Raw genomic sequence first — 19,259 nt, forward strand, 5'->3', positions numbered from 1 at the left:
CCGTCATCGCAGCGCTTTCCACCTACGGCTTCCGTGTCCGTAGGTGGTTTTCGTTGTCATGGTGACGTTTTCTGCCTACGGGCCAGGCACGCACCGCCGCCGGCTACGAGGGTGAGGCCGCAGCGAGTGGGACGTTCGGATAGGGGCGTCCGGTGGGGCATCGGGGTGGGGAAAGCGTGGGGAAACCGGTCGTGGGGATGAAGGCGCCGCGGAGCAGGGCGAACCCGACGCGGACCACCCGCGGGGTGGTGGATTGCTCGCGGGGTGAGGGTCACAGCGGCGTGGGGATGTCGCGGATGTGGTTGTGCGTTCAAGTAGTGTCCTGTGAGGCCGGTGGGTGCCCGGCACGAGCGATGATCGCGTGCCCTCCGGTCCGGGATCCCGGACCCGTGACGACCTCGACCATCAGGAGTCCTGACTTTCATGACCGTCACCGACGCCGCCACCAGCGCCTCCGCCGGCGCCGCCCTGGCGCTGGACGCCGCTGCCGCGGACCTGCTGTTCCACACGGCCCAGACAGCGAACACCTTCAGCGACGAACCAGTGTCCGACGAGCAGATCCGCGCCATCTACGACCTGGTCAAATGGGCGCCGACCAGCATGAACTCCCAGCCGTTGCGGATCGTTCTGGTCCGTTCGCCCGAGGCGCGGGAACGGCTGGTCGCGCACCTCAGCTCGGGTAACCAGGCGAAGACGCGGTCCGCGCCGCTGGCGGCCATCGTCGCTGCGGACGTCGACTTTCACGACAACCTGCCACAGGTCTTCCCGCATCTGCCGACGGCCAGGGACATCTTCGCCGAGCCGGCCTTCCGTGAGTACAGCGCGCGGTTCAACGCCGCCCTCCAGATCGGCTACTTCATTCTGGGTATCCGGGCCGCGGGGCTCGCGGCCGGCCCGATGACGGGGCTTGACGCCGACGCCATAGACAGGGAGTTCTTCGCCGACAAACCGCTGCGCACACTCGCGGTAATCAACATCGGCAGGCCGGGGGAGAACGCCTTCCGTCCCCGGCACCCCCGCCTGGACTACGACCAGGTCATCTCCGCTCTCTGACAGCCGCTTCCACCCGGCCGTCGCCTGTCGCCCGCCCACCCGCCGCTCCCCGTTCTCCGAACACCCGTCCGCGCAGCCTTCCCCCGGGCCACGCTCTGAAGGATGTGAATGCGGTGCTGCTGCAACAGCAGCGCATTCACATCCTTCACATCCTTGTGGGGCTGTCGCCGGCGTGAGCTTCGGCGGAGCCCGAGAAACGGTGACGGACAGCTGTGTTCGCGTGTTTTTGTGGGTTTCTGCTCGGTAGGGCTCCGGGGTGAAGGCGAGACGGGTCGACTGCGTGATCGTGCGGTTACGTGATGGCTGGATGGTGATCGCGTCCCGGGACGGCGGGCCGATTGGATCATGGCGGGCGGGCGGCAGTTGTCCCGTGCGTGTCCCGACCCGGGGCGGGGGTGTTACCGTGAAATCCCGTGGACCGGCCGGGTACGGGTGTCCGGCCGGCGCAACCCACGGAAGGGTCCCAGCGTGGCGCAGGCGCACGTGACCAGGCACATCTTCGTGACCGGAGGGGTCGCCTCCAGTCTCGGCAAGGGGCTCACCGCCTCCAGCCTCGGTCGTCTCCTCAAGGCTCGTGGCCTTCGGGTCACCATGCAGAAGCTCGACCCCTACCTCAACGTCGACCCCGGCACGATGAACCCGTTCCAGCACGGGGAGGTCTTCGTCACCGACGACGGCGCCGAGACCGACCTCGACATCGGCCACTACGAGCGGTTCCTGGACGTCGACCTCGACAGCAGCGCCAACGTCACCACCGGCCAGGTCTACTCGCAGGTGATCGCCCGCGAGCGCCGGGGTGGCTACCTCGGCCAGACGGTGCAGGTCGTCCCGCACATCACCGACGAGATCAAGGACCGGATCCGCAGGCTCGCCACCGACGCCTGGGACGTGGTCATCACCGAGGTGGGCGGCACCGTCGGCGACATCGAGTCGCTGCCCTACCTGGAGGCGATCCGCCAGGTCCGCCACGAGGTCGGACGGGACAACGTCCTGACCGTCCACGTCAGCCTGGTGCCCTATCTGGCGCCCTCCGGGGAGCTGAAGACCAAGCCCACGCAGCACTCGGTGGCGGCGCTGCGCAGCATCGGCCTGCAGCCGGACGCGCTGGTCTGCCGCTCCGACCGGCCGCTGCCGGCCGCGCTCAAAAGCAAGATCGCTCTGATGTGCGACGTGGACGACGAGGCCGTCGTCGGCGCGCCGGACGCGGCCTCGATCTACGACATCCCCAAGGTGCTGCACAGGGAAGGCCTCGACGCCTACGCGGTCCGCCGCCTGGGCCTGCCCTTCCGGGACGTCGACTGGACCGAGTGGGACACCCTGCTGCGCCGCGTCCACCGCCCGGCCAACCTGGTCACGGTGGCGATCGTCGGGAAATACGTCGATCTGCCCGACGCCTACCTGTCGGTCACCGAGGCGCTGCGGGCGGGCGGGTTCGCGGTGGACGCCCGGGTGGAGATCCGCTGGGTGCCCGCGGACACCTGCTCGTCCCCGCAGGCCACCGCGGTCGCCCTGGGTGGGGTGGACGGTGTGCTCGTGCCCGGCGGCTTCGGCATCCGCGGGATCGAAGGGAAGATCGAAGCGCTCCGGCACGCGCGGGCGAACGGGATCCCGGCCCTGGGCCTGTGTCTGGGCCTCCAGTGCATGGTCATCGAAGCGGCCCGCAACATGGCCGGGCTCACCGACGCGAACTCCACCGAGTTCGACCCGCAGACGCCGCATCCGGTGATCTCCACAATGGCCGACCAGCAGGCCGTGGTCGCCGGGGAGCGGGACATGGGCGGCACGATGCGCCTCGGGCTGTACGCGTGCACGCTCGCGCCCGGCACGGTCGCCCGGCGGGTGTACGGGGCCGCGGAGGTCGACGAACGCCACCGGCACCGCTACGAGGTCAACAACGACTACCGCGACCGGCTCACCGCGGCCGGGCTGGTGATTTCCGGGACGTCGCCGGACAGCCGGCTCGTCGAGGTCGTCGAACTGCCGGTGGAGGTCCATCCGTTCTACGTCGGCACCCAGGCGCATCCGGAGTTCCGCTCCCGGCCGACACGGGCCCACCCGCTGTTCCGCGCGCTGGCCGCGGCGGCGGTCACGCACGCCGAGCAACGCACCGGGGTGCTGCCAGTCGAACTGCCCGACGGCATCGCGGACGTGGACGGCCAGGAGATGGTGGACAGCCAGGGGATAGCTGGCGAGGTGCAGTGTGAGGAGCTGGTGCCGTCATGGCCACCCGCAACGTGACAACCAGTAACGCGGCCGGCCATGCGCCGGCCGGCGGTGCGACAGCCGGCGGGGTGGGGGAGCCCGACGCGCGGGGACCGGACGGGGCACGGGCGGACAGCGTGCCCGCGGCCGGGCCACAGACGGACAACACGCCCCCGGCCGAATCGTCCGCGGCGCCCACCAACGGGGTGCCTGTGGACGGGGGGCCCGCGGCTGGCGCGCCGGCCGCGGAGGCGGGTTACCGCTCCGACAGCGGGCACCGCTACGAGGTGGTGGAGTCCGATGTCGTCTTCACCGGGCGGATCATCCGGCTCCGCCGGGACATCGTGCGGATGCCGGACGGTGGGGTTTCCCAGCGTGACGTCATCATGCATCCCGGCGCGGTCGGTGTGGTCGCGTTGGACGAGTCCGGGCGGGTGGTGATGGTCAACCAGTACCGTCACCCGGTCCGCCGTCCCCTGTGGGAGCTGCCCGCCGGCATCCTCGACATCCCCGGGGAGCCGCTGGCGACCGCCGCCGCCCGTGAGCTTGCGGAGGAGGCCCATCTCACGGCCGCCCGCTGGGACCTGCTCGTCGACGTCCTGGCCTCGCCCGGGATGACCGACGAGGCGTATCGCGTCTTCCTCGCCCGTGAGCTGGCGGTGATCCCGCCGTCGCGGCGGCATGTCGGCGTCCACGAGGAGGCCGACATGCGGACGCGGCGGGTGGATCTCGACGAGGCGGTGGCCGACGTGCTGTCCGGGACGATCACCAACGCCATGGCCGTGATCGGCATTCTGGCGGCGGCGACGGCCCGCGCCGGCGGATTCACCTCCCTGCGCGCCGCGGACACCCCCTGGCCGGACCGTCCAACACCTGGAGCGCCTGTTTCATAACTATTCGTGTCTGTGCGGATGGTGCCCGCGCCGCCCGACCGGCGCTTCAGCGGCCGGCGAGCCGGGCCAGCCGTTGCCGGTGGGGACCTCAGCCGTTGCCGGTGAGGACGCTGCCGGCCTCGTCCACGACGACGGGGGCGTTCGCCGCGAGGACCACCGGGTCCAGCGGGAACGCCTGCCCGACACCGGGCACGGCGAACGTCCCCTGCCAGGTCACCGTGAGTGTGATCGTGTAGGTGCCGGGCTGGCGGTAGGGGTGCGACACGTAGGCGTCGGGATGCTCCCGGGGTGAGATCGCCGGGTCGAAGGGGCGGCCGGGGGAGTCCGGGCCGATCGCGCCGTCCCCGAAGTCCCACCGGTAGTGGGGGACCGCGGTGATCGTGGCGAGCACCGGCTGGTCGACGTTGAAGACGAAGGCCGGCGGGACCGGCGTGTACACCACCGTCGGCAGGTTGGCGAAGCTGCGCCCGCTCGGCGCGACGACGAGCGTGGGCTTGGGCAGCGCCTGTTCCCGCAGGTAGTTGGTGAGCGCTGCCTGCACCTGCGCGAGGGTCGGGGCGGCACCGGGTTGCGGGTCGCACAGCGCGTTCGTGTCGGCGGCCGCCTCCGGTGCGGTCGCCCACAGCAGTTCCTCGAAGTCGGTGGTCTCGTCACCGACGTTGCAGTAGTTCAGGGGGACGACGCAGTCCCCGCAGCCGCCGCCGGCCCGCCGGGCCGCGCCGGTCGCGGGCGTCCGGTGCAGCCGTCCGCCGACGAAGGTGTAGATGTATCCGCTGTCGGTGGCGCGGGTGTCGCAGTATCCCCACAGGGCCGTGCAGGCGCCGCCGGTCCGCCCGTCCGGTGCCGCGGCGGCGGGTGACACCACCGGCGGGAGCAGCCCGAGCAGGGACGCCGTGACGACAAGAAGCACGATCGCCAGCGGTCTGCCGGCACCTGCGCCATGGCCGTAGCTCTGGCCGGTGTCGTGCCGCCGGCGCGTCCAGCGCCCCCTGAGCCACCCGTGCCGGTCGCGGCCCAGCCGTCCCAGAAGGTTCCGGCCGCCGGCGTGACCGCGGCCCGGCTGGTCATGGCCGCCCGGTCCTTCCGGCCGCCCCGGCCGCCGCGACCTGGGGCGCGGATGCGCGTGCGGGGACGGGGCTGCCCGCGTCACGACGACCCCGTGGCGTACAGGACGTTCTGGATGCGCCAGCCCGCCGAGCTCAGCACCAGCGTCGCGGTGGCGGCGCGCGCCGGCTGGGCGGGATAGGTCCGGACGGTGTTGCCGGCGGCGTCGAGCAGCCGGACGGCTCTGATCGCCACGGTCGTCCGCGCGGTGGCGGCCCGATCCCCGAGCGGATCCATGACGACCGGGCCGACGGCGAGCGGATCCACGTCGGCGTGCCCGCCCTGGTCGTGGAAACCGCGGGTGACGCCGACGTCGAGCATGCACGTCTGGCATCCCGGCATGGCTGTCAGGCTCACGTCCGCCACCCGTCCCTCCCGACTGGCTGTGTTGATCTCCGTGAAGTACGCCTGCACCGTTGCCAGCGCCGTCCGGGTCGGGTCGGCGGCCGGCGGCCCGGACGGTGTGGCCACCACCTGCGACACGGACCCGACCGGGCGCGGATCGCCGGTGACCGGCCCGCTCGGCTGCCCCGTCGGGCCGAACGCCTGCGCCCTGGGCGGAGCCGGGGCACCCGTGGTGGCCGCACCACCGCCACAGCCGACTGCCAGTATGACGACGGCGGCGACCAGCAGATACCGGGCGTGTCGTGGCGGTCCACTGTCTGTCCGCATCAGATGTGAGGATAGCCGCAGTCCTCTACACGTACGGACAGGGGTTGGCAAATCGCCCCGAGAGGCGTGTCGTCCCAGGTAGTCGGGTGTGATCCGCGCGGTATGGGCGGACGCCGTCCGCCGGGCACCTACACTCACGTCGATGGCGAGCCACGCACATCGATGACGAGCGCAGGCGTAGGGATGGGTTGATGGCCGGCGAGTCCGTTGTCGCCTCTGGCGGTGACCGTGCTGTCCCTGGCGGTGACCGGCGCCCGCCTGCCGTGGCCGCGGCCCACCGGGCCCGCGCGGCGGGCATGGCCCGTGCGGCCTACCCGGCCTACCCGGCCTACCCGGCGGCCCGCACGGTACGCACGTGAGCATGCCGGCTGACCCGGAACCGGAACCGGAACCCGTGGCCGGGGACCCGGCCGTCGTGGTCGAGCGCTTCCTCGACCATCTGGCGGGCGAGCGTGGGCTCGCGCGCAACTCGGTCCTCGCCTACCGGCGTGACCTGCGCCGTTACCTGGAGCACCTGAGCCTGCGCGGGGTGCGCTCCCTGGCCGACGTGGACGAGTCCGAGGTGGCCGAGTTCGCGGCGACCCTCCGGGAGGGGGCCGGCGAGCACCCGCCGCTGGCGGNCCGCTGGCGGCGTCGTCGGTGGCGCGGATGCTCGTCTCGGTCCGGTCGCTGCATCGCTTCGCGGCGCGGGAGGGCGAGGTCACCTCGGACGTCTCCCGGCCGGTACGCCCGCCGACCCCGCCGCGCCGGCTGCCCAGGGCGCTTACCGTCGACCAGGTGGTGGCCGTTCTGCGCGCCGCGTCCACGTCCGCCGCCGGCGGTCCCGGCGGCGATCCCGCCGAGGGGAGCCGACAGCTGCGGGCGGTCGCGCTGCTGGAACTGCTCTACGGGACCGGCGCGCGCATCTCCGAAGCCGTCGGCCTCGATATCGACGACCTGGACCTGGACGCGGCGTCGGTGCGGCTGCTTGGCAAGGGCGGCCGGGCCCGGGTCGTCCCGCTCGGCCGGTACGCCGGCGAGGCGCTGGCCGCCTACCTGGTCCGGGCGCGTCCGGTGCTGGCGAGCCGGCGGGCGTCCCCGGCGGTCTTCCTGTCCCGGCGGGGGACCAGGCTGTCGCGGCAGAGCGCCTGGACGGTGCTGCGGACCGCGGCCGTGGCGGCCGGCGTGGAGGGCGTGTCACCGCACGTACTGCGGCACTCCTTCGCGACCCACCTGCTCGACGGCGGGGCCGATGTGCGGGTCGTCCAGGAGCTGCTGGGCCACGCGTCGGTGAGTACCACCCAGATCTACACGCTGGTCACGGTGGACCGGCTGCGCGAGGTGTACGCGACGTCGCATCCCCGGGCGCTGGGCACCAGCAGGCCGGCCCAGGGCTGACACGCTCCCGCGCACGCCCGCTGGCCTGCCCGCGGTGGAATGGCCGGCCGTCGGGTGGGGTCACCGCATGGTGGGAACCCACCCGCCTGTCGGGCTGTCCTGCCGGCCGTCCGCCGGGCTGTCGCGGGCCTCAGGACGGGGTGTACGGCCCCAGGCTCGGCATGCCGTTGGACGGGGCCGGCGTGGGTACCCCTCCGACGCCTCCGACACCTCCGACGCCCTGCGTGCTGCGCTCGGCGAGCGTCTCGCCGACCTTGCGCGCGATCGCCTCCATCAGGCGCAGTGCCTGCGGCAGCGACAGGTTGAGCACCACTTCGCTGTCGTTCGTCATCGCGAAGCGAACCGATACGTCCGCCATTGCTCGACCTCTCCCACCTGGTTCTGTGGATCTCGCAGCTGTTCGTGGAATGGAACGGTACGACCCGTCCTCGAACGGCGTGCGGCCGGGGTTGTCCAACGTTCCATGGATGTCACGCAACGCAATGTCTTGATCGCGAAGTGTTGTAAGCACGGAATTGTTTCCGTTGTTCACCTTCCGCCGCTCCTCTGTCCGATCGGTACGGCCGCGTCTGTTGAGAAGACTCCCGCCCCCCGGCGTCCGCCAGCGTCCTACGGGGCGATCAACGCCCGTAGCTGTCACGTTGTTCAGGCATAGTCCCGCATTCGCTCCCGGGTCGGGTGACCGGGGGTGCCCGTGGGTGAACCCAACCGTATGGATACACTCCGAGTCGGCCAGAAGCGTTCAGGGTGGCAGGATCGGGGGCGGCGGCCAGGGCGGGCCGCCCGGAGCGGGCCGGCCAGCGCCGGTCCAGATGATGTTGACGCTTCGGCGTTTCGGGGCCGCTCCTTCGGAGCCGGCATCCTCGACTGGCGGCGGATGTGCATGATCGTTCCGTCGGCGATCAGAATGCCCTGTGGACGGGTCATACGGCAGGATGTGGCTCATGGGCTCTCCTGGTGATCTACCTGACGTCTCGTTGCTGACGATCTCCATCCTCGGCGGGACCGGGCCGCAGGGTCGCGGACTCGGCCGCCGTCTCGCCATCGCCGGCAACCGGGTCGTGCTGGGCTCGCGTTCCGCCGAACGCGCCGGGGAGGCCGCCGCGAAGCTGGGCGCGGCCGGCTGGGCCGTCACTGGCGCGGACAACGCCACCGCCGCCGCCGCCGGCGACATCGTGATCGTCGCCGTGCCCTGGGACGGCCACGGCGAGTTGCTCACCGGCCTGCGCGCCGAGCTCGCCGGCAAGATCGTCGTTGACTGCGTCAACCCGCTCGGCTTCGACAGGGGCAGCGCGTTCGTGCTCCCCGTACCCGAGGGCAGCGCGGCACAGCAGGCCGCGGCGCTGCTGCCGGAGAGCACCGTGGTGGCCGCGTTCCACCATGTCAGCGCGGTGCTGCTGGAGGACGAGACGGTCAACGAGATCGACACCGACGTTCTCGTCCTGGGTGACGACCGGCAGGCCACCGACACCGTCATAGCGCTGGCGGGCAGGATCGCCGGCATCCGCGGGATCTACGCGGGCAAGCTGCGTAACGCGGCCTCCGTCGAGGGGCTGACCGCGAACCTGATCTCGGTGAACAGACGCTACAAATCCCACGCGGGGCTACGCGTGACAGACGTTCAGTGACATCGGGTAACGGCAGATAGTAACAAATTGTGACAGGCATTCCGTGGCAAATGTTTCATCAGGTGTTTCACCACGGACGTCCGGTCCAGCCGGCGTAGGTGGCAATCGACCGGGGTAGGTGGCGACGGTGACGGTGACGGCGGCGAGCGGCCGGGATGATCCCGGCATCGACGATCTCGGTAACGGGGTGGCGGTGCCCCGACGGGTGACCCGCGTGGTCTCGCTCGTCCCGAGCCTGACCGAAGCCATCGCGCACACCGCGCCCGGCCTGCTGGTCGGGGCGACGGCCTGGTGCTCCCGCCCGGTCGACCTCGACGTGGCCCGCGTACGCGGGACGAAGAACCCGGACATCACCACGATCGTCTCCCTCGCCCCGGACGTGGTCTGCGCCAACGCCGAGGAGAACCGGGATGTCGATCTCGACCAGCTCCGAGCGGCCGGCATCCCGGTGTGGGTGACGGCACCGGCCACCGTGGACGCCGCCCTGGTCAGCCTCGAGCGGATGCTGCGTGACGCCTGCCGCCTCGACCGGCCGGACTGGCTGACCGCCGCCCGCGCGACCTGGGCGGCCCCGTATCGCGGGCCGCGGCGCAGCGCGCTGGTCCCGGTGTGGCGCCGGCCCTGGATGGCGGTGGGGCGGGAGACGTTCACCGGTGACGTCCTGCGCCGGCTCGGGATCGACAACGTGCTCGCCGACCATTCGCAGCGTTATCCCCGGATCCGTCTGGACGAGGTGCCGCCCGTCGACCTGGTGGTGCTGCCCGACGAGCCGTATCCGTTCAGCCCTGCCGACGGCCCGGAGGCGTTCGGGGACACCCCGGTGGTGTGCGTCTCCGGCCGCCATCTGACCTGGTACGGACCGTCCCTGGTGTCGGCCCGCGCCGTCCTCGACGCCCAGCTCTCCCACCCGGTCACCGCCCCCGCCCGCACCTGACGCCCGCGCCGCCGTCGCCGCCGGACTGCGATGGCCAGGTCGATCGTCCCACCCACACCCGTGTCGGGACTGTCGACACGGATCTCCCCGCGGGTGTCCCTGTATTCCAGGGCCCACTCTTCCGAGCGATGCGAACGCGCTGCCGCTGTCACGGCATCGCGTTCGCGTCCTTCCGGCCGGTGGCCGGCAGTTCTCTGTACGCACCCATACGCATGCGCGACAGGCCGAACCGGGCAGGCAGCCTCAATGTGCTCCGAGAACGGAAGGGCGTGGCCGCCGCCACCACAGGCACGCGGACACGAAGAACATCGTCGATTTCGGCTAAGATGACATTGCTACCGCATGCTCGGCCCAAGTTTCGTCAAAATTTGACAGGATTCGGCTCGTAACAGCGCCAAGCAGCGACGTTAGGGCAGCCCATGTTGATACGTTTCGAAGTATCGAACTATCGTTCGATACTGGAGCCCGTGGAGCTGTCCATGGTCGCTGTGGATCGCGATCGCGTGGAAGCTCGCGAGGCGGCCTCGCTCGGGGAGAGCCTGCTCACGGTGGCGGCGCTCTACGGCCCCAACGCCTCCGGGAAGTCGAACATCGTCGCGGCGTTCACCTGGCTCCGGGACGCCGTGCAGCACTCGCTGCGCACCTGGGACGACGAGATCCCGGTCGAGCCGTTCGCGTTCGGGGACGGCCCCGGCCGGCCCTCCGAGTTCATCGTCGAGCTGCTTGTCGACGGCATACGGTTCGAATACGTCCTCGAGGTGCACCGCCGGGCCGTTCACTACGAAGGTCTTTTTCATTATCCGGAGAAGAGGCGACGCCGCGTTTTTGAACGGGAAAGCGGCGAGCTGAAGCTCCAGCGGGGACTCGGCGGAATCGCCGGGACGCGCGAACTGATGACGGACCGCACATTGGTACTGACCGCGGCTCGTCGCTTCCGGGAGCCACTCGTCTCCAAATTCGCCGGGGAGCTTCTTCGTACGCTGGCCATGAGCCCCGGGCAGCGTCTTCCCGAAGTTATTGAGATGGCAGTACCATATCGTGCGCTACGGTCGACCGTCCGGTGGTTCGAGTATCTGTCGGAGAGTGATCAGGAGGCGCTTTTCGACGTCGCTTCCCCCGGAGCGCCACCGGGCCCGGACCGGGAGCAGGCACTGGCGTTACTCAGGATCGCGGATCTTGGAATTGATGATGTTCTGATCGACGAAGGCGAGAAGACGCTACAGCGTTCGGCAGAAACCGGTGCCAGCCGTCCACCGAAACGGGTACGACTCGTCCATCGGGCCGCGACGGAAAAAGTTCCACTCGATTTCCGGGCCGAGTCCGAGGGCACCCGCACCTGGTTCAGGCTCATCGGCCCGGTGCTGACCGCGCTGCGAAGCGGATCCCTGCTGTTGCTCGACGAACTGGACGCGAGCCTGCACCCGACACTGTCCGCTCAGCTGCTCGGGCTCTTCCACAACCCGGCGACGAATCCGCGCGGCGCGCAACTCGTCTTCACCGCGCACGACACCAGCCTACTGAACCATCTCAATCGTGACGAGGTGTGGCTGACGGAGAAGTCCGACAGCGGGGCGACACGGCTCGGCGCGCTTGCCGAGTTCGCCGGTGAGCGGGTGCGGAGATCTCAGAACCTTGAGCGTGCCTACCTGCACGGACGTTTCGGCGCGCTGCCCGACGTGGATCAGGCCGAACTGCTGCGCGCGCTCGGCCTGATCGGCTGACGGCGGTGGCGACGAGGCCGAGGGCGCCGAAGCCGCTGAAGCGGCGGACCGCGGCCCGCCCGGAGCTGCGGACAATCGTAGTGTTCTGCGAGGAAAAAATTCGGAGCCGGACTACATAAAAGGCATCAAGAAGCTTCCGGAAGTCGCTCGGAGGACTTCCGTCCGCATCGAGATCGATGCCGGCCAGGGAGTGCCGCTCACCCTGGTCAGACGAGCCGTCGAACGGAAGAAGGACCCGGAGGTCGACGAGTGCTGGTGCGTGTTCGACGTCGAATGGCCCAAGAACCATCCGAACCTCACGGAGGCTGTCGACCTCGCCCGTGCGCACGACATCGGGCTGGCGGTTTCCAACCCCTGTTTCGAGCTGTGGCTCATCCTGCACCACCAGGACTACAACAGGTCTGCCGACACCGCCGCGGTCGAACGTAAGAGTCGGTTACTCGACGGCAGACCGGGGAAGAGCATCGACGCGGAGTTGTACATACCACGCCGGAAGGACGCCGCGCGACGGGCGCTGGCGCTGGCGACCAGACATGAGAAGAACGGAACGGTGTTTCCTCGGGACAATCCTTCGTCCTCGATGCCCGCTCTCCTCACCGCGCTCGAGGCGTAGGCTCCGCGCCGGGCTCTTTCCCGAGCATACGGCTGTCGCGAGCGAATACCTTCCGCTCGCGACACGTCCCTGATCAGTTCTGAAGGATGCGAACGCGGTGCCGTGATGGCGGCAGCGGATTCACATCCTTCAGGTGAACGTCGTCAGCGGGGCCGTTGGTGGTGGGTGGAGGGCGCCGGTATGGCCGGCCGTGGCCGTACCGCTGGGCAGGTCCGGTGGTGGCGGCCCGCCCGGCGGCGCCGGAGCTGGTCAGCGGCGGCGGGTGTGCTCAGCGGTAGCTGTGTTCGTCAGTGGTAGCTGTGTTCGACGGTGGGGAAGGTGCCGCCGCGGACCTCCTCGGTGAAGCGCAGCGCCGCGTCGGCGAGGGTGGAGCGCAGATCGGCATAGTGCTTGACGAACCGGGCGTGCGCGTCGGAAAGGCCGGCCATGTCCTGCCAGACCAGAACCTGCGCGTCGCAGTCCGGGCCGGCTCCGATACCGACGACCGGGATGGTCAGTTCCTTGCTCACCCGGGCGGCGAGATCGGACGGGACCACCTCGAGCACGACGGCGAACGCCCCGGCCGCCTCCAGCGCGAGCGCGTCGGCGAGCAGGGCGTCACCGGCGTTGCCGCGGCCCTGCACCCGGTAGCCGCCGAGGACGTTCACGCTCTGCGGGGTCAGCCCGAGGTGGGCCATGACCGGGATACCGGCCGCCACCAGCGCGGCGACCTGCGGGACCACCCGGGCGCCCCCTTCGAGCTTGACCGCCTTGGCGCCGCCGTCCTTCATGAAACGTGCCGCGTTGTCGATCGCCTGCTCCACCGACCTCTGGTACGAGCCGAAGGGCAGGTCCGCGACGACCAGTGCGTGGGTGGTTCCGCGGACGACCGCGCGCACCAGCGGCAGCATCTCCTCCACCGTTACCGGCACGGTGGTCTCGTAGCCGTAGACGACGTTGGCCGCCGAGTCGCCGACGAGCAGCACCGGCACGCCCACGTCGTCGAAGATGCGGGCGGTGGTCGCGTCGTAGGCGGTGAGCATCGCCCACTTCTCCCCGCGGTCCTTGGCCGCCTGGAGTTCCCGGACGGTGGTCCGGCCGCGGCGGGCCGCGCCGCCANNCGGGCCGCGCCGCCACGGGCCGCGGCCGCGGGTCCTGATCCTGCCGCCGGGGTGCCCGGTGCCGTCGACGCGCCGTACAGCGTCGTCGCTTCCCCGGCCGCGGCGGCGGGCGAGGCGGAACAGACTTCTGCCGTCCTGTTCATACGATCTCCTGTTGGTCCGTCCGGGCGCTGGCGCGTCCCGGCGTCCCCTCCATGCTGCCACCGCCGTGGAAACAGATGCGTCGTGGCCTGGCTCACCGTAGGCTTCGATCTTGGATGCGGGGGCGCCACCTGACGGTCGGGACACAACTTCGACGGACGGGATCCATGGGGCACAGCAAGCACTACAGAGATGGGCGGCGGTGGCCGCGGATGAACGGGCACACCGCGCCGGACGCGCTGCCAAACGCGCTGCCGAATGCGGGGACGAATCCGGTGCCGGGCCCGACGGGACGCCCGTCACGGCATCTGTCACGGTATCCGACATGGCGCCGACGACGGCTCTCGCCATCGCTGCCGGCACAGTCCTCGACAGGGCCCGGGGCATGCCTGCCCTGGCCCGCGAGACGGCCCGCGAGGTGGCCTCCGGCATGGGGCTCGACCGGGTGTACCCGGGCCGGCCGTCCGCGGGCCGGGGCCGCGGCGGAGCGTCCGTCGTGACGATGTCGAGCGGACGCGCGTCCGGGCCGGCGCGATCGGCGGCCAGCGAGCAGCACCATCCGCCTGCCGACCGGCGCGGGCCCGGGCCGGCGCGGCCGGCGCGGCCACCGATGCGCACGCCGGGACGCCCACGCGACACCCGCCGGGACGAAGCGATCATCAGCGCGACCCTGCACACGCTCGCCGACTACGGGTTCGCCGGGCTGTCGATGGAGGCGGTCGCGGCGCGGGCCGGGGTTGGCAAGGCAACGGTCTACCGGCGGTGGCCGACCAAGGACGCCCTGGTCGTCGAGGCGCTGGGCACTCTTGCCGATCTCTCGGGCGGGGCGCAGACCGGGTCGCTGCGCGACGATCTCGTCGCCTGGCTGAACACCGTGCGCAAGCACAGCATCCAGACGCTGGCCGGCCGCATCATGCCCAGACTGCTGGCCGAGAAGGAGGAGCACCCCAACCTGTTCGAGGCCTACCGCAGACGGGTCATGGCCCCGGCGCGGGACCGGGTGGCCGCCCTGTTGCGCGGCGGCATCGTCTCGGGGGAACTGAGCCCGGACATCGACATCGAAATGATCATCGACATGCTGATCGGTTCCGTAGCCTACTGGCAGTACACCGGGCATTCGCGTGACGTCACCGGTTCCCGGATCACCGGTGTGGTCGACACGGTCCTGCGCGGGATCCTCCAGCGCTCCGGATCCGACACGGCCGGGATGCCAGCGGCCGGTTGACCCGCCGTCCGACCTGGACGCGCGGCGGGCGGCGGGCGAATGCCGTCCGGGTGCCGCCCGGGGACGGCGCTGTCCGGAGGCTGCTCAGCGATGGCCGTCGTCAGGGCAGTGCCACTCCGGGGCGGTGCTGAGTCGGGGGCGCGGTACTGGCCCGGGGCAGGATGCCGCCAGGGGATGACGTGGCCGGGTGTGGCGCCGCCTCGGAGCGCCGTCAGGGGGTGACCCTGTCAGGGGGTGACGCTGTCGGGGTGCGGCGACGGTTCGACGGCGGGCGGCGGGCCCGTCCGCTCGCGCCAGTGGGAGGTGATCGGCAGTCGGCGGTCACGGCCGAACGCCTTCGAGGTCACCTTGGGCCCCGGGGGGTTCTGCCGCCGCTTGTACTCGGCGAGGTCCACCAGGCGGATGACCCGCTCCACGGTGTCGGGGTCGTGACCCGCAGTGATCAGTTCGGTGCGGCCCTGGTCTCGTTCGACGTAGTCGTCGAGGACCGCGTCCAGCGTGGAGTAGTCGGGCAGCCGGTCCGAGTCGAGCTGCCCGGGGGCGAGTTCGGCGGACGGTGGCTTGATGATGATCTCCTCTGGGATGGGCGGGGTCTCGCCGTCGCGCAGCGCCTGCGCGTTGCGCCAGCGGGCGAGCTCCCAGACCAGGGTCTTGGGCACGTCCTTGATCGGGGCGAAGCCGCCGGCGCTGTCGCCGTAGAGCGTGGAGAACCCGGTGGCGAGCTCGCTCTTGTTACCCGTGGTGAGAACAAGATGGCCATGGGCGTTCGACAGCGCCATCAGCAGCGTCCCGCGGACCCGGGCCTGCAGGTTCTCGGCGGCCAGGCCGGCAAGGCCGCCGGTGCCGGCCAGCGCGTCGTGGAAGGCGTCCACCACGGGCTGGATCGGGACCACGGTGTGCGTGACGCCGGTACGCCGGGCCAGCTCCGCGGCGTCGGCCACGGAACCGGCCGAGGAGTGCACCGACGGCATCGCGACCGTGTGTACCCGGGCCGCGCCGAGGGCGTCCACGGCGATCGTGGCGACCAACGCCGAGTCGATACCGCCGGAGAGTCCGAGGACGACCGAGGCGAACCCGTTCTTGCGGACGTAGTCACGGGTGCCGGTGACCACGGCGGCGTAGAGCTCGGCGGCGGAGTCCAGCCGCTGGGCCACCGTGGGCTCACGCGCCTCGAAGGGGGAGACGGGCTCGTCGGCCAGCACGACGCGGGACACGGCGATCGTGGTGCCGTCGCCCGCGTCCACCGGACCGGTGACGACAGGGCCGGCCACCGGCGCGCCGGCCGGCAGGTCGAGGTCGACGGTCAGCAGCGTCTCGGTGAACTGCTCGGCGCGGGCGAGCGTGCGGCCGCCGGCGTCCACCACCAGCGACCCGCCGTCGAAGACGAGCTCGTCCTGGCCACCGACGAGGTTGACGTACGCGAGCGCGGCGCCGGCCTCCCGCGCCCGGGCCGCGGCCAGCTCATCGCGCTGGAAGGCCTTCCCCCGCTCGTACGGTGATCCGTTGATGCACACCAGCAGGCCCACGGCGGCGGCCCGGGCGACCGCGACGGGCCCGCCGTCCTGCCAGAGGTCCTCGCAGATCGTCAGCCCGACGTCCACCCCGTGCAGGCGCAGGACCGGGAAGTCGTAGCCGGGCACGAAGTAGCGGAACTCGTCGAACACGCCGTAGTTGGGCAGATGGTGCTTGGCGTACCGGGCCACGACCTCGCCGCGCCACAGCACCGCGGCCGCGTTCTGCGGCTCACCGGCGGGCCGGCCCAGCCNCCCAGCCGCGGCGTGGGGTTGCGGGAGCTGTCGAGATAGCCGACGACGACGGCCAGCTCGCCGGCGCCCTCGTCGGCCAGCCGGCGGGCGAGCCGGNCGACGGCCGCGCGGGAGGCCTGCGCGAACGAGCGGCGCAGCACGAGGTCCTCGGCCGGATAGCCGGTGAGCGTCATCTCCGGGAAGGCCACCAGGTGCGCGCCGGCGCGCACCGCCCGTCCCGCCCAGGCGCTCACCAGGTCCGCGTTCGCCGCGAGATCGCCGACGGTGGTGTCGACCTGGGCAAGCGTGACGCGCAACTGGGTCATGAATCGAAGCCTAGTGACCCGGGGAGCACGGCCGCGCCGACGCGGAAAACGATGATCGCGCCGTCTTCGGCCCGGGAGGGACCGATCCGAACCCAGCCGTGACGATATGTCACCGGCCTGGTTGTCGGGATGCCGCGCCGGGACGTTCGGGCAGGCCAGTCGCTATGGTCGGCTGGGAACTATCCGACCGGCGCTCTTTGGACCACCTGCCCGCCCGCGACGGCGAGCCGACCTCGTTCCAGCCCTCTCCAGCGCGGAGGCTGCCATGGACAAGCAACAGGAGTTCGTCCTACGAACCCTTGAGGAACGCGACATCCGGTTCATCCGGTTGTGGTTCACCGACGTCCTGGGCGTGCTGAAGTCCGTCGAGATCGCGCCGGCCGAACTGGAGGGGGCACTCGCCGAGGGCATCGGGTTCGACGGGTCGTCCATCGAGGGCTTCGCCCGGGTCCACGAGGCGGACATGCTCGTCAAGCCGGATCCGTCGACCTTCCAGGTGCTGCCCTGGCGTGGGGACAGCCCGGTGACCGCGCGGATGTTCTGCGATCTCGTCATGCCGGGTGGCGCGCCGTCCCCGGCGGATTCCCGCTGGGTCCTGCGGCGGACGCTGGCCACCGCCGCGGAGGCCGGTTTCACCTTCTACACCCATCCCGAGATCGAGTTCTTCCTGCTGCGGCAGCCGCCGCAGCGCGGCGCGCCGGTGCCGCCGCCGGTCGACGACTCCGGGTATTTCGACCTCACGCCGAACGACATCAGCCACGATTTCCGGCAGCAGGCCATCGGGGTGCTCGAACGGCTGGGTATTTCCGTCGAGTTCAGCCACCACGAGGTGGCGCCCGGCCAGCAGGAGATCGACCTGCGGTACGCCGACGCCCTGACCATCGCCGACAATATCATGACATTTCGTCAGGTGGTGAAGGAGGTCGCGCTGCGGCAGGGTGTCTACGCGACGTTCATGCCGAAGCCGTACAGTGACCAGGCCGGGTCGGGTATGCACACCCACCTCAGCCTTTTCGAAGGTGACCGGAACGCCTTCTACGACCCGACCGACCCCTATCATCTCTCCAAGGTCGCACAGGCCTTCATTGCCGGTCTGCTCGTCCACGCGGCCGAGATAACCGCGGTGACCAACCAGTGGGTGAACTCCTACAAACGAATTGTCGGCGACCAGCGTGCCGGTGAGGTGCTGGAGGCGCCCGCCTATGTGTGCTGGGGGCACAACAACCGTTCCGCCCTGGTGCGGATACCGCTGCACAAGCCGAACAAGCCGAACGCGACCCGGATCGAGTTCCGGTCGCCGGACAGCGCCTGCAATCCCTATCTGGCGTTCGCGCTGATACTCGCCGCGGGCCTGCGGGGCATCCAGGAGGGGTACGAGCTGCCGCCGCCGGCGGCCGACGACGTGTGGACCCTGACCGAGCCGCAGCGCAACGAGCGGGGCATCCGGGCGCTGCCCGGCACGCTGGAGGAGGCGATCGCGACCATGGAGCGGTCGGAGATGGTACGCGACACGCTCGGCGCCGACCTCTTCGAGTTCTTCCTGCGGAACAAACGGGCCGAGTGGGCCGAGTACCGTCGCCAGGTCACGCCGTTCGAGATCGACCGGTACCTGCCCATCCTGTGATCGGCCCCATCCTGTGATCGACCCCGTCCGGTGGCCGGGACCCGTTCTGTGACCGGCCGTTCCGTCGGGTGAGCCGGCCGCGTGGGGTGGTGGGGAAGCCGCGAGCGGGAGCGGGACGCGGCCGTCCGTCCCGCATCCGTGCCGGGAAGGTCCGCCGCCCGAATCCGGTCCGCTGAAAAGGTGATATCGGGTGGACGATGGCCGGTTGTCGAGAAATACCGTGAAACGATTCACCTGAATCCGGATCCGACCCCATGGCGACTGGAAGTGGCCGGTTGCTTGCGCTCCGCCGTCCTGGCCTCTAAAGTCCAGTCCCGATGGACCGCAAAAGCGGCCTGTGGCGACCTGGTCGGCGGTATGCGGCGAACTGTGTCGGCCATGCGGCCGTGCTTCCGGGCCCGTCGTCCACCGGGCGCGGTCGCCTGCGGTTCATCACATATGAAAAAAATATGTGAAGAAGAAACATGAAACAGTCGCGGAACAGGTCCGCGGAACGACGCGCAGGCCCGAGAGAAACAGGCGCGCGGACAGGTACGACCATTACTGGCCGTTCAGCGGACGATAACATCCGAAAGGGAAACGAACAATGACGACTACAACTGGCCTGGACGCCGCCGAGCTCGCGGCGGAACACGCCGAGCTGCTTCCGGAGCGTTCGGCGATGGCCGTCTGGGACTACACCGATCTCGGCTGGAGCGGCGGGTTCTTCGGCGGTCTCTTCGCCGTGACGGCCGACTTCGTCGGCGGCGCCTTCTTCGTCCAGCTCTGACGGGACGTCGGGCCGGTGGCCGAGCAGTGGCTTTCCGGCAGGCCGACGGCGGCGCGGTCCTTTTCTCCCACGCTCCGCCGTCGGCCGGCCCGGTGACGGCGCAGCCGGCCGCCGCCGATGCCCCGGCGGCGG

Annotated in this window: 16 protein-coding genes and 2 pseudogenes; 12 read left to right on the forward strand and 6 right to left on the reverse strand. The window is 70.7% G+C overall.

Annotated features, from left to right (window positions below):
* Window positions 1–423 precede the first annotated feature (423 nt).
* From FrCorBMG51_RS20790 to FrCorBMG51_RS20800, 3 genes are all read left to right on the forward strand, one after another.
* Window positions 424–1,053, forward strand: a complete 630-nt coding sequence (locus FrCorBMG51_RS20790; protein WP_047224713.1) for a malonic semialdehyde reductase — start codon at window positions 424–426, stop codon at window positions 1,051–1,053.
* Window positions 1,054–1,521: 468 nt separating this feature from the next.
* Window positions 1,522–3,291: a CTP synthase gene (locus FrCorBMG51_RS20795; protein ID WP_047224714.1), complete on the forward strand. Its 1,770-nt coding sequence runs from the start codon at window positions 1,522–1,524 to the stop codon at window positions 3,289–3,291.
* A gap of 251 nt (window positions 3,292–3,542) precedes the next feature.
* Window positions 3,543–4,148 (forward strand): NUDIX domain-containing protein, encoded by a 606-nt coding sequence (locus FrCorBMG51_RS20800; protein WP_235433785.1) that lies wholly within the window; start codon window positions 3,543–3,545, stop codon window positions 4,146–4,148.
* Between the two features lie 88 nt (window positions 4,149–4,236).
* Here FrCorBMG51_RS20800 and FrCorBMG51_RS31910 read toward each other — a convergent pair whose 3' ends face one another.
* A complete protein-coding gene (locus FrCorBMG51_RS31910; protein WP_235433780.1) occupies window positions 4,237–5,058 on the reverse strand; it encodes a PKD domain-containing protein in 822 nt (273 codons plus the stop codon).
* A 236-nt stretch (window positions 5,059–5,294) separates the two neighbouring features.
* Window positions 5,295–5,924 carry a hypothetical protein gene (locus FrCorBMG51_RS31915; protein ID WP_047224715.1) on the reverse strand — a complete coding sequence of 210 codons (630 nt, stop codon included), beginning with the start codon at window positions 5,922–5,924 and terminating at the stop codon, window positions 5,295–5,297.
* Between the two features lie 191 nt (window positions 5,925–6,115).
* Between FrCorBMG51_RS31915 and FrCorBMG51_RS28620 the strand changes: the two genes are divergently transcribed.
* Both FrCorBMG51_RS28620 and FrCorBMG51_RS20815 read left to right on the forward strand, forming a co-directional pair.
* Entirely contained in the window at window positions 6,116–6,283 is a 168-nt protein-coding gene (locus FrCorBMG51_RS28620; protein ID WP_157180606.1) for a hypothetical protein, read from the forward strand.
* Between the two features lie 2 nt (window positions 6,284–6,285).
* A pseudogene (locus tag FrCorBMG51_RS20815) lies at window positions 6,286–7,301 on the forward strand (site-specific tyrosine recombinase XerD).
* Window positions 7,302–7,431: 130 nt separating this feature from the next.
* Here the strand turns inward: FrCorBMG51_RS20815 and FrCorBMG51_RS20820 are convergent.
* Window positions 7,432–7,659, reverse strand: a complete 228-nt coding sequence (locus tag FrCorBMG51_RS20820; RefSeq protein WP_047224716.1) for a hypothetical protein — start codon at window positions 7,657–7,659, stop codon at window positions 7,432–7,434.
* Window positions 7,660–8,245: 586 nt separating this feature from the next.
* Here FrCorBMG51_RS20820 and npdG point away from each other — a divergent pair.
* The 4 genes from npdG (at window position 8,246) to FrCorBMG51_RS20840 (ending at window position 12,197) form a co-directional block, all read left to right on the forward strand.
* Window positions 8,246–8,929: an NADPH-dependent F420 reductase gene (npdG, locus tag FrCorBMG51_RS20825; RefSeq protein WP_047224727.1), complete on the forward strand. Its 684-nt coding sequence runs from the start codon at window positions 8,246–8,248 to the stop codon at window positions 8,927–8,929.
* Between the two features lie 133 nt (window positions 8,930–9,062).
* Window positions 9,063–9,863 carry a helical backbone metal receptor gene (locus tag FrCorBMG51_RS20830; RefSeq protein ID WP_047224728.1) on the forward strand — a complete coding sequence of 267 codons (801 nt, stop codon included), beginning with the start codon at window positions 9,063–9,065 and terminating at the stop codon, window positions 9,861–9,863.
* Window positions 9,864–10,342: 479 nt separating this feature from the next.
* Entirely contained in the window at window positions 10,343–11,584 is a 1,242-nt protein-coding gene (locus FrCorBMG51_RS20835; protein WP_235433782.1) for an AAA family ATPase, read from the forward strand.
* 124 nt (window positions 11,585–11,708) lie between these two features.
* Window positions 11,709–12,197 (forward strand): RloB family protein, encoded by a 489-nt coding sequence (locus FrCorBMG51_RS20840; protein ID WP_235433786.1) that lies wholly within the window; start codon window positions 11,709–11,711, stop codon window positions 12,195–12,197.
* 287 nt (window positions 12,198–12,484) lie between these two features.
* Here the strand turns inward: FrCorBMG51_RS20840 and panB are convergent, their stop codons facing one another.
* A complete protein-coding gene (gene panB / locus FrCorBMG51_RS35090) occupies window positions 12,485–13,870 on the reverse strand; it encodes a 3-methyl-2-oxobutanoate hydroxymethyltransferase (protein ID WP_476742224.1) in 1,386 nt (461 codons plus the stop codon).
* On the opposite strand from panB, the gene FrCorBMG51_RS20850 reads away from it, so the two are divergent.
* Complete coding sequence (locus tag FrCorBMG51_RS20850) at window positions 13,764–14,663, forward strand: TetR/AcrR family transcriptional regulator (protein ID WP_076842634.1); 900 nt, start codon at window positions 13,764–13,766, stop codon at window positions 14,661–14,663. The genes panB and FrCorBMG51_RS20850 overlap by 107 nt on opposite strands.
* Window positions 14,664–14,890: 227 nt before the next feature.
* Here the strand turns inward: FrCorBMG51_RS20850 and FrCorBMG51_RS20855 are convergent, their stop codons facing one another.
* Both FrCorBMG51_RS20855 and FrCorBMG51_RS35095 read right to left on the reverse strand, forming a co-directional pair.
* Complete coding sequence (locus FrCorBMG51_RS20855) at window positions 14,891–16,426, reverse strand: NAD+ synthase (RefSeq protein WP_268760588.1); 1,536 nt, start codon at window positions 16,424–16,426, stop codon at window positions 14,891–14,893.
* 140 nt (window positions 16,427–16,566) lie between these two features.
* Window positions 16,567–16,734 (reverse strand): annotated as a pseudogene (locus FrCorBMG51_RS35095) (nitrilase-related carbon-nitrogen hydrolase); the annotation flags it as partial.
* A gap of 265 nt (window positions 16,735–16,999) precedes the next feature.
* On the opposite strand from FrCorBMG51_RS35095, the gene glnA reads away from it, so the two are divergent.
* Window positions 17,000–18,358: a type I glutamate--ammonia ligase gene (gene glnA, locus FrCorBMG51_RS20860; RefSeq protein ID WP_013874435.1), complete on the forward strand. Its 1,359-nt coding sequence runs from the start codon at window positions 17,000–17,002 to the stop codon at window positions 18,356–18,358.
* Between the two features lie 586 nt (window positions 18,359–18,944).
* Window positions 18,945–19,127, forward strand: coding sequence for a hypothetical protein (locus FrCorBMG51_RS20865; RefSeq protein WP_013874434.1), 183 nt, complete (start codon window positions 18,945–18,947; stop codon window positions 19,125–19,127).
* The last annotated feature ends 132 nt before the right edge of the window (window positions 19,128–19,259 follow it).

This window comes from Protofrankia coriariae, assembly GCF_001017755.1.
Lineage (GTDB): Bacteria > Actinomycetota > Actinomycetes > Frankiales > Frankiaceae > Protofrankia > Protofrankia coriariae.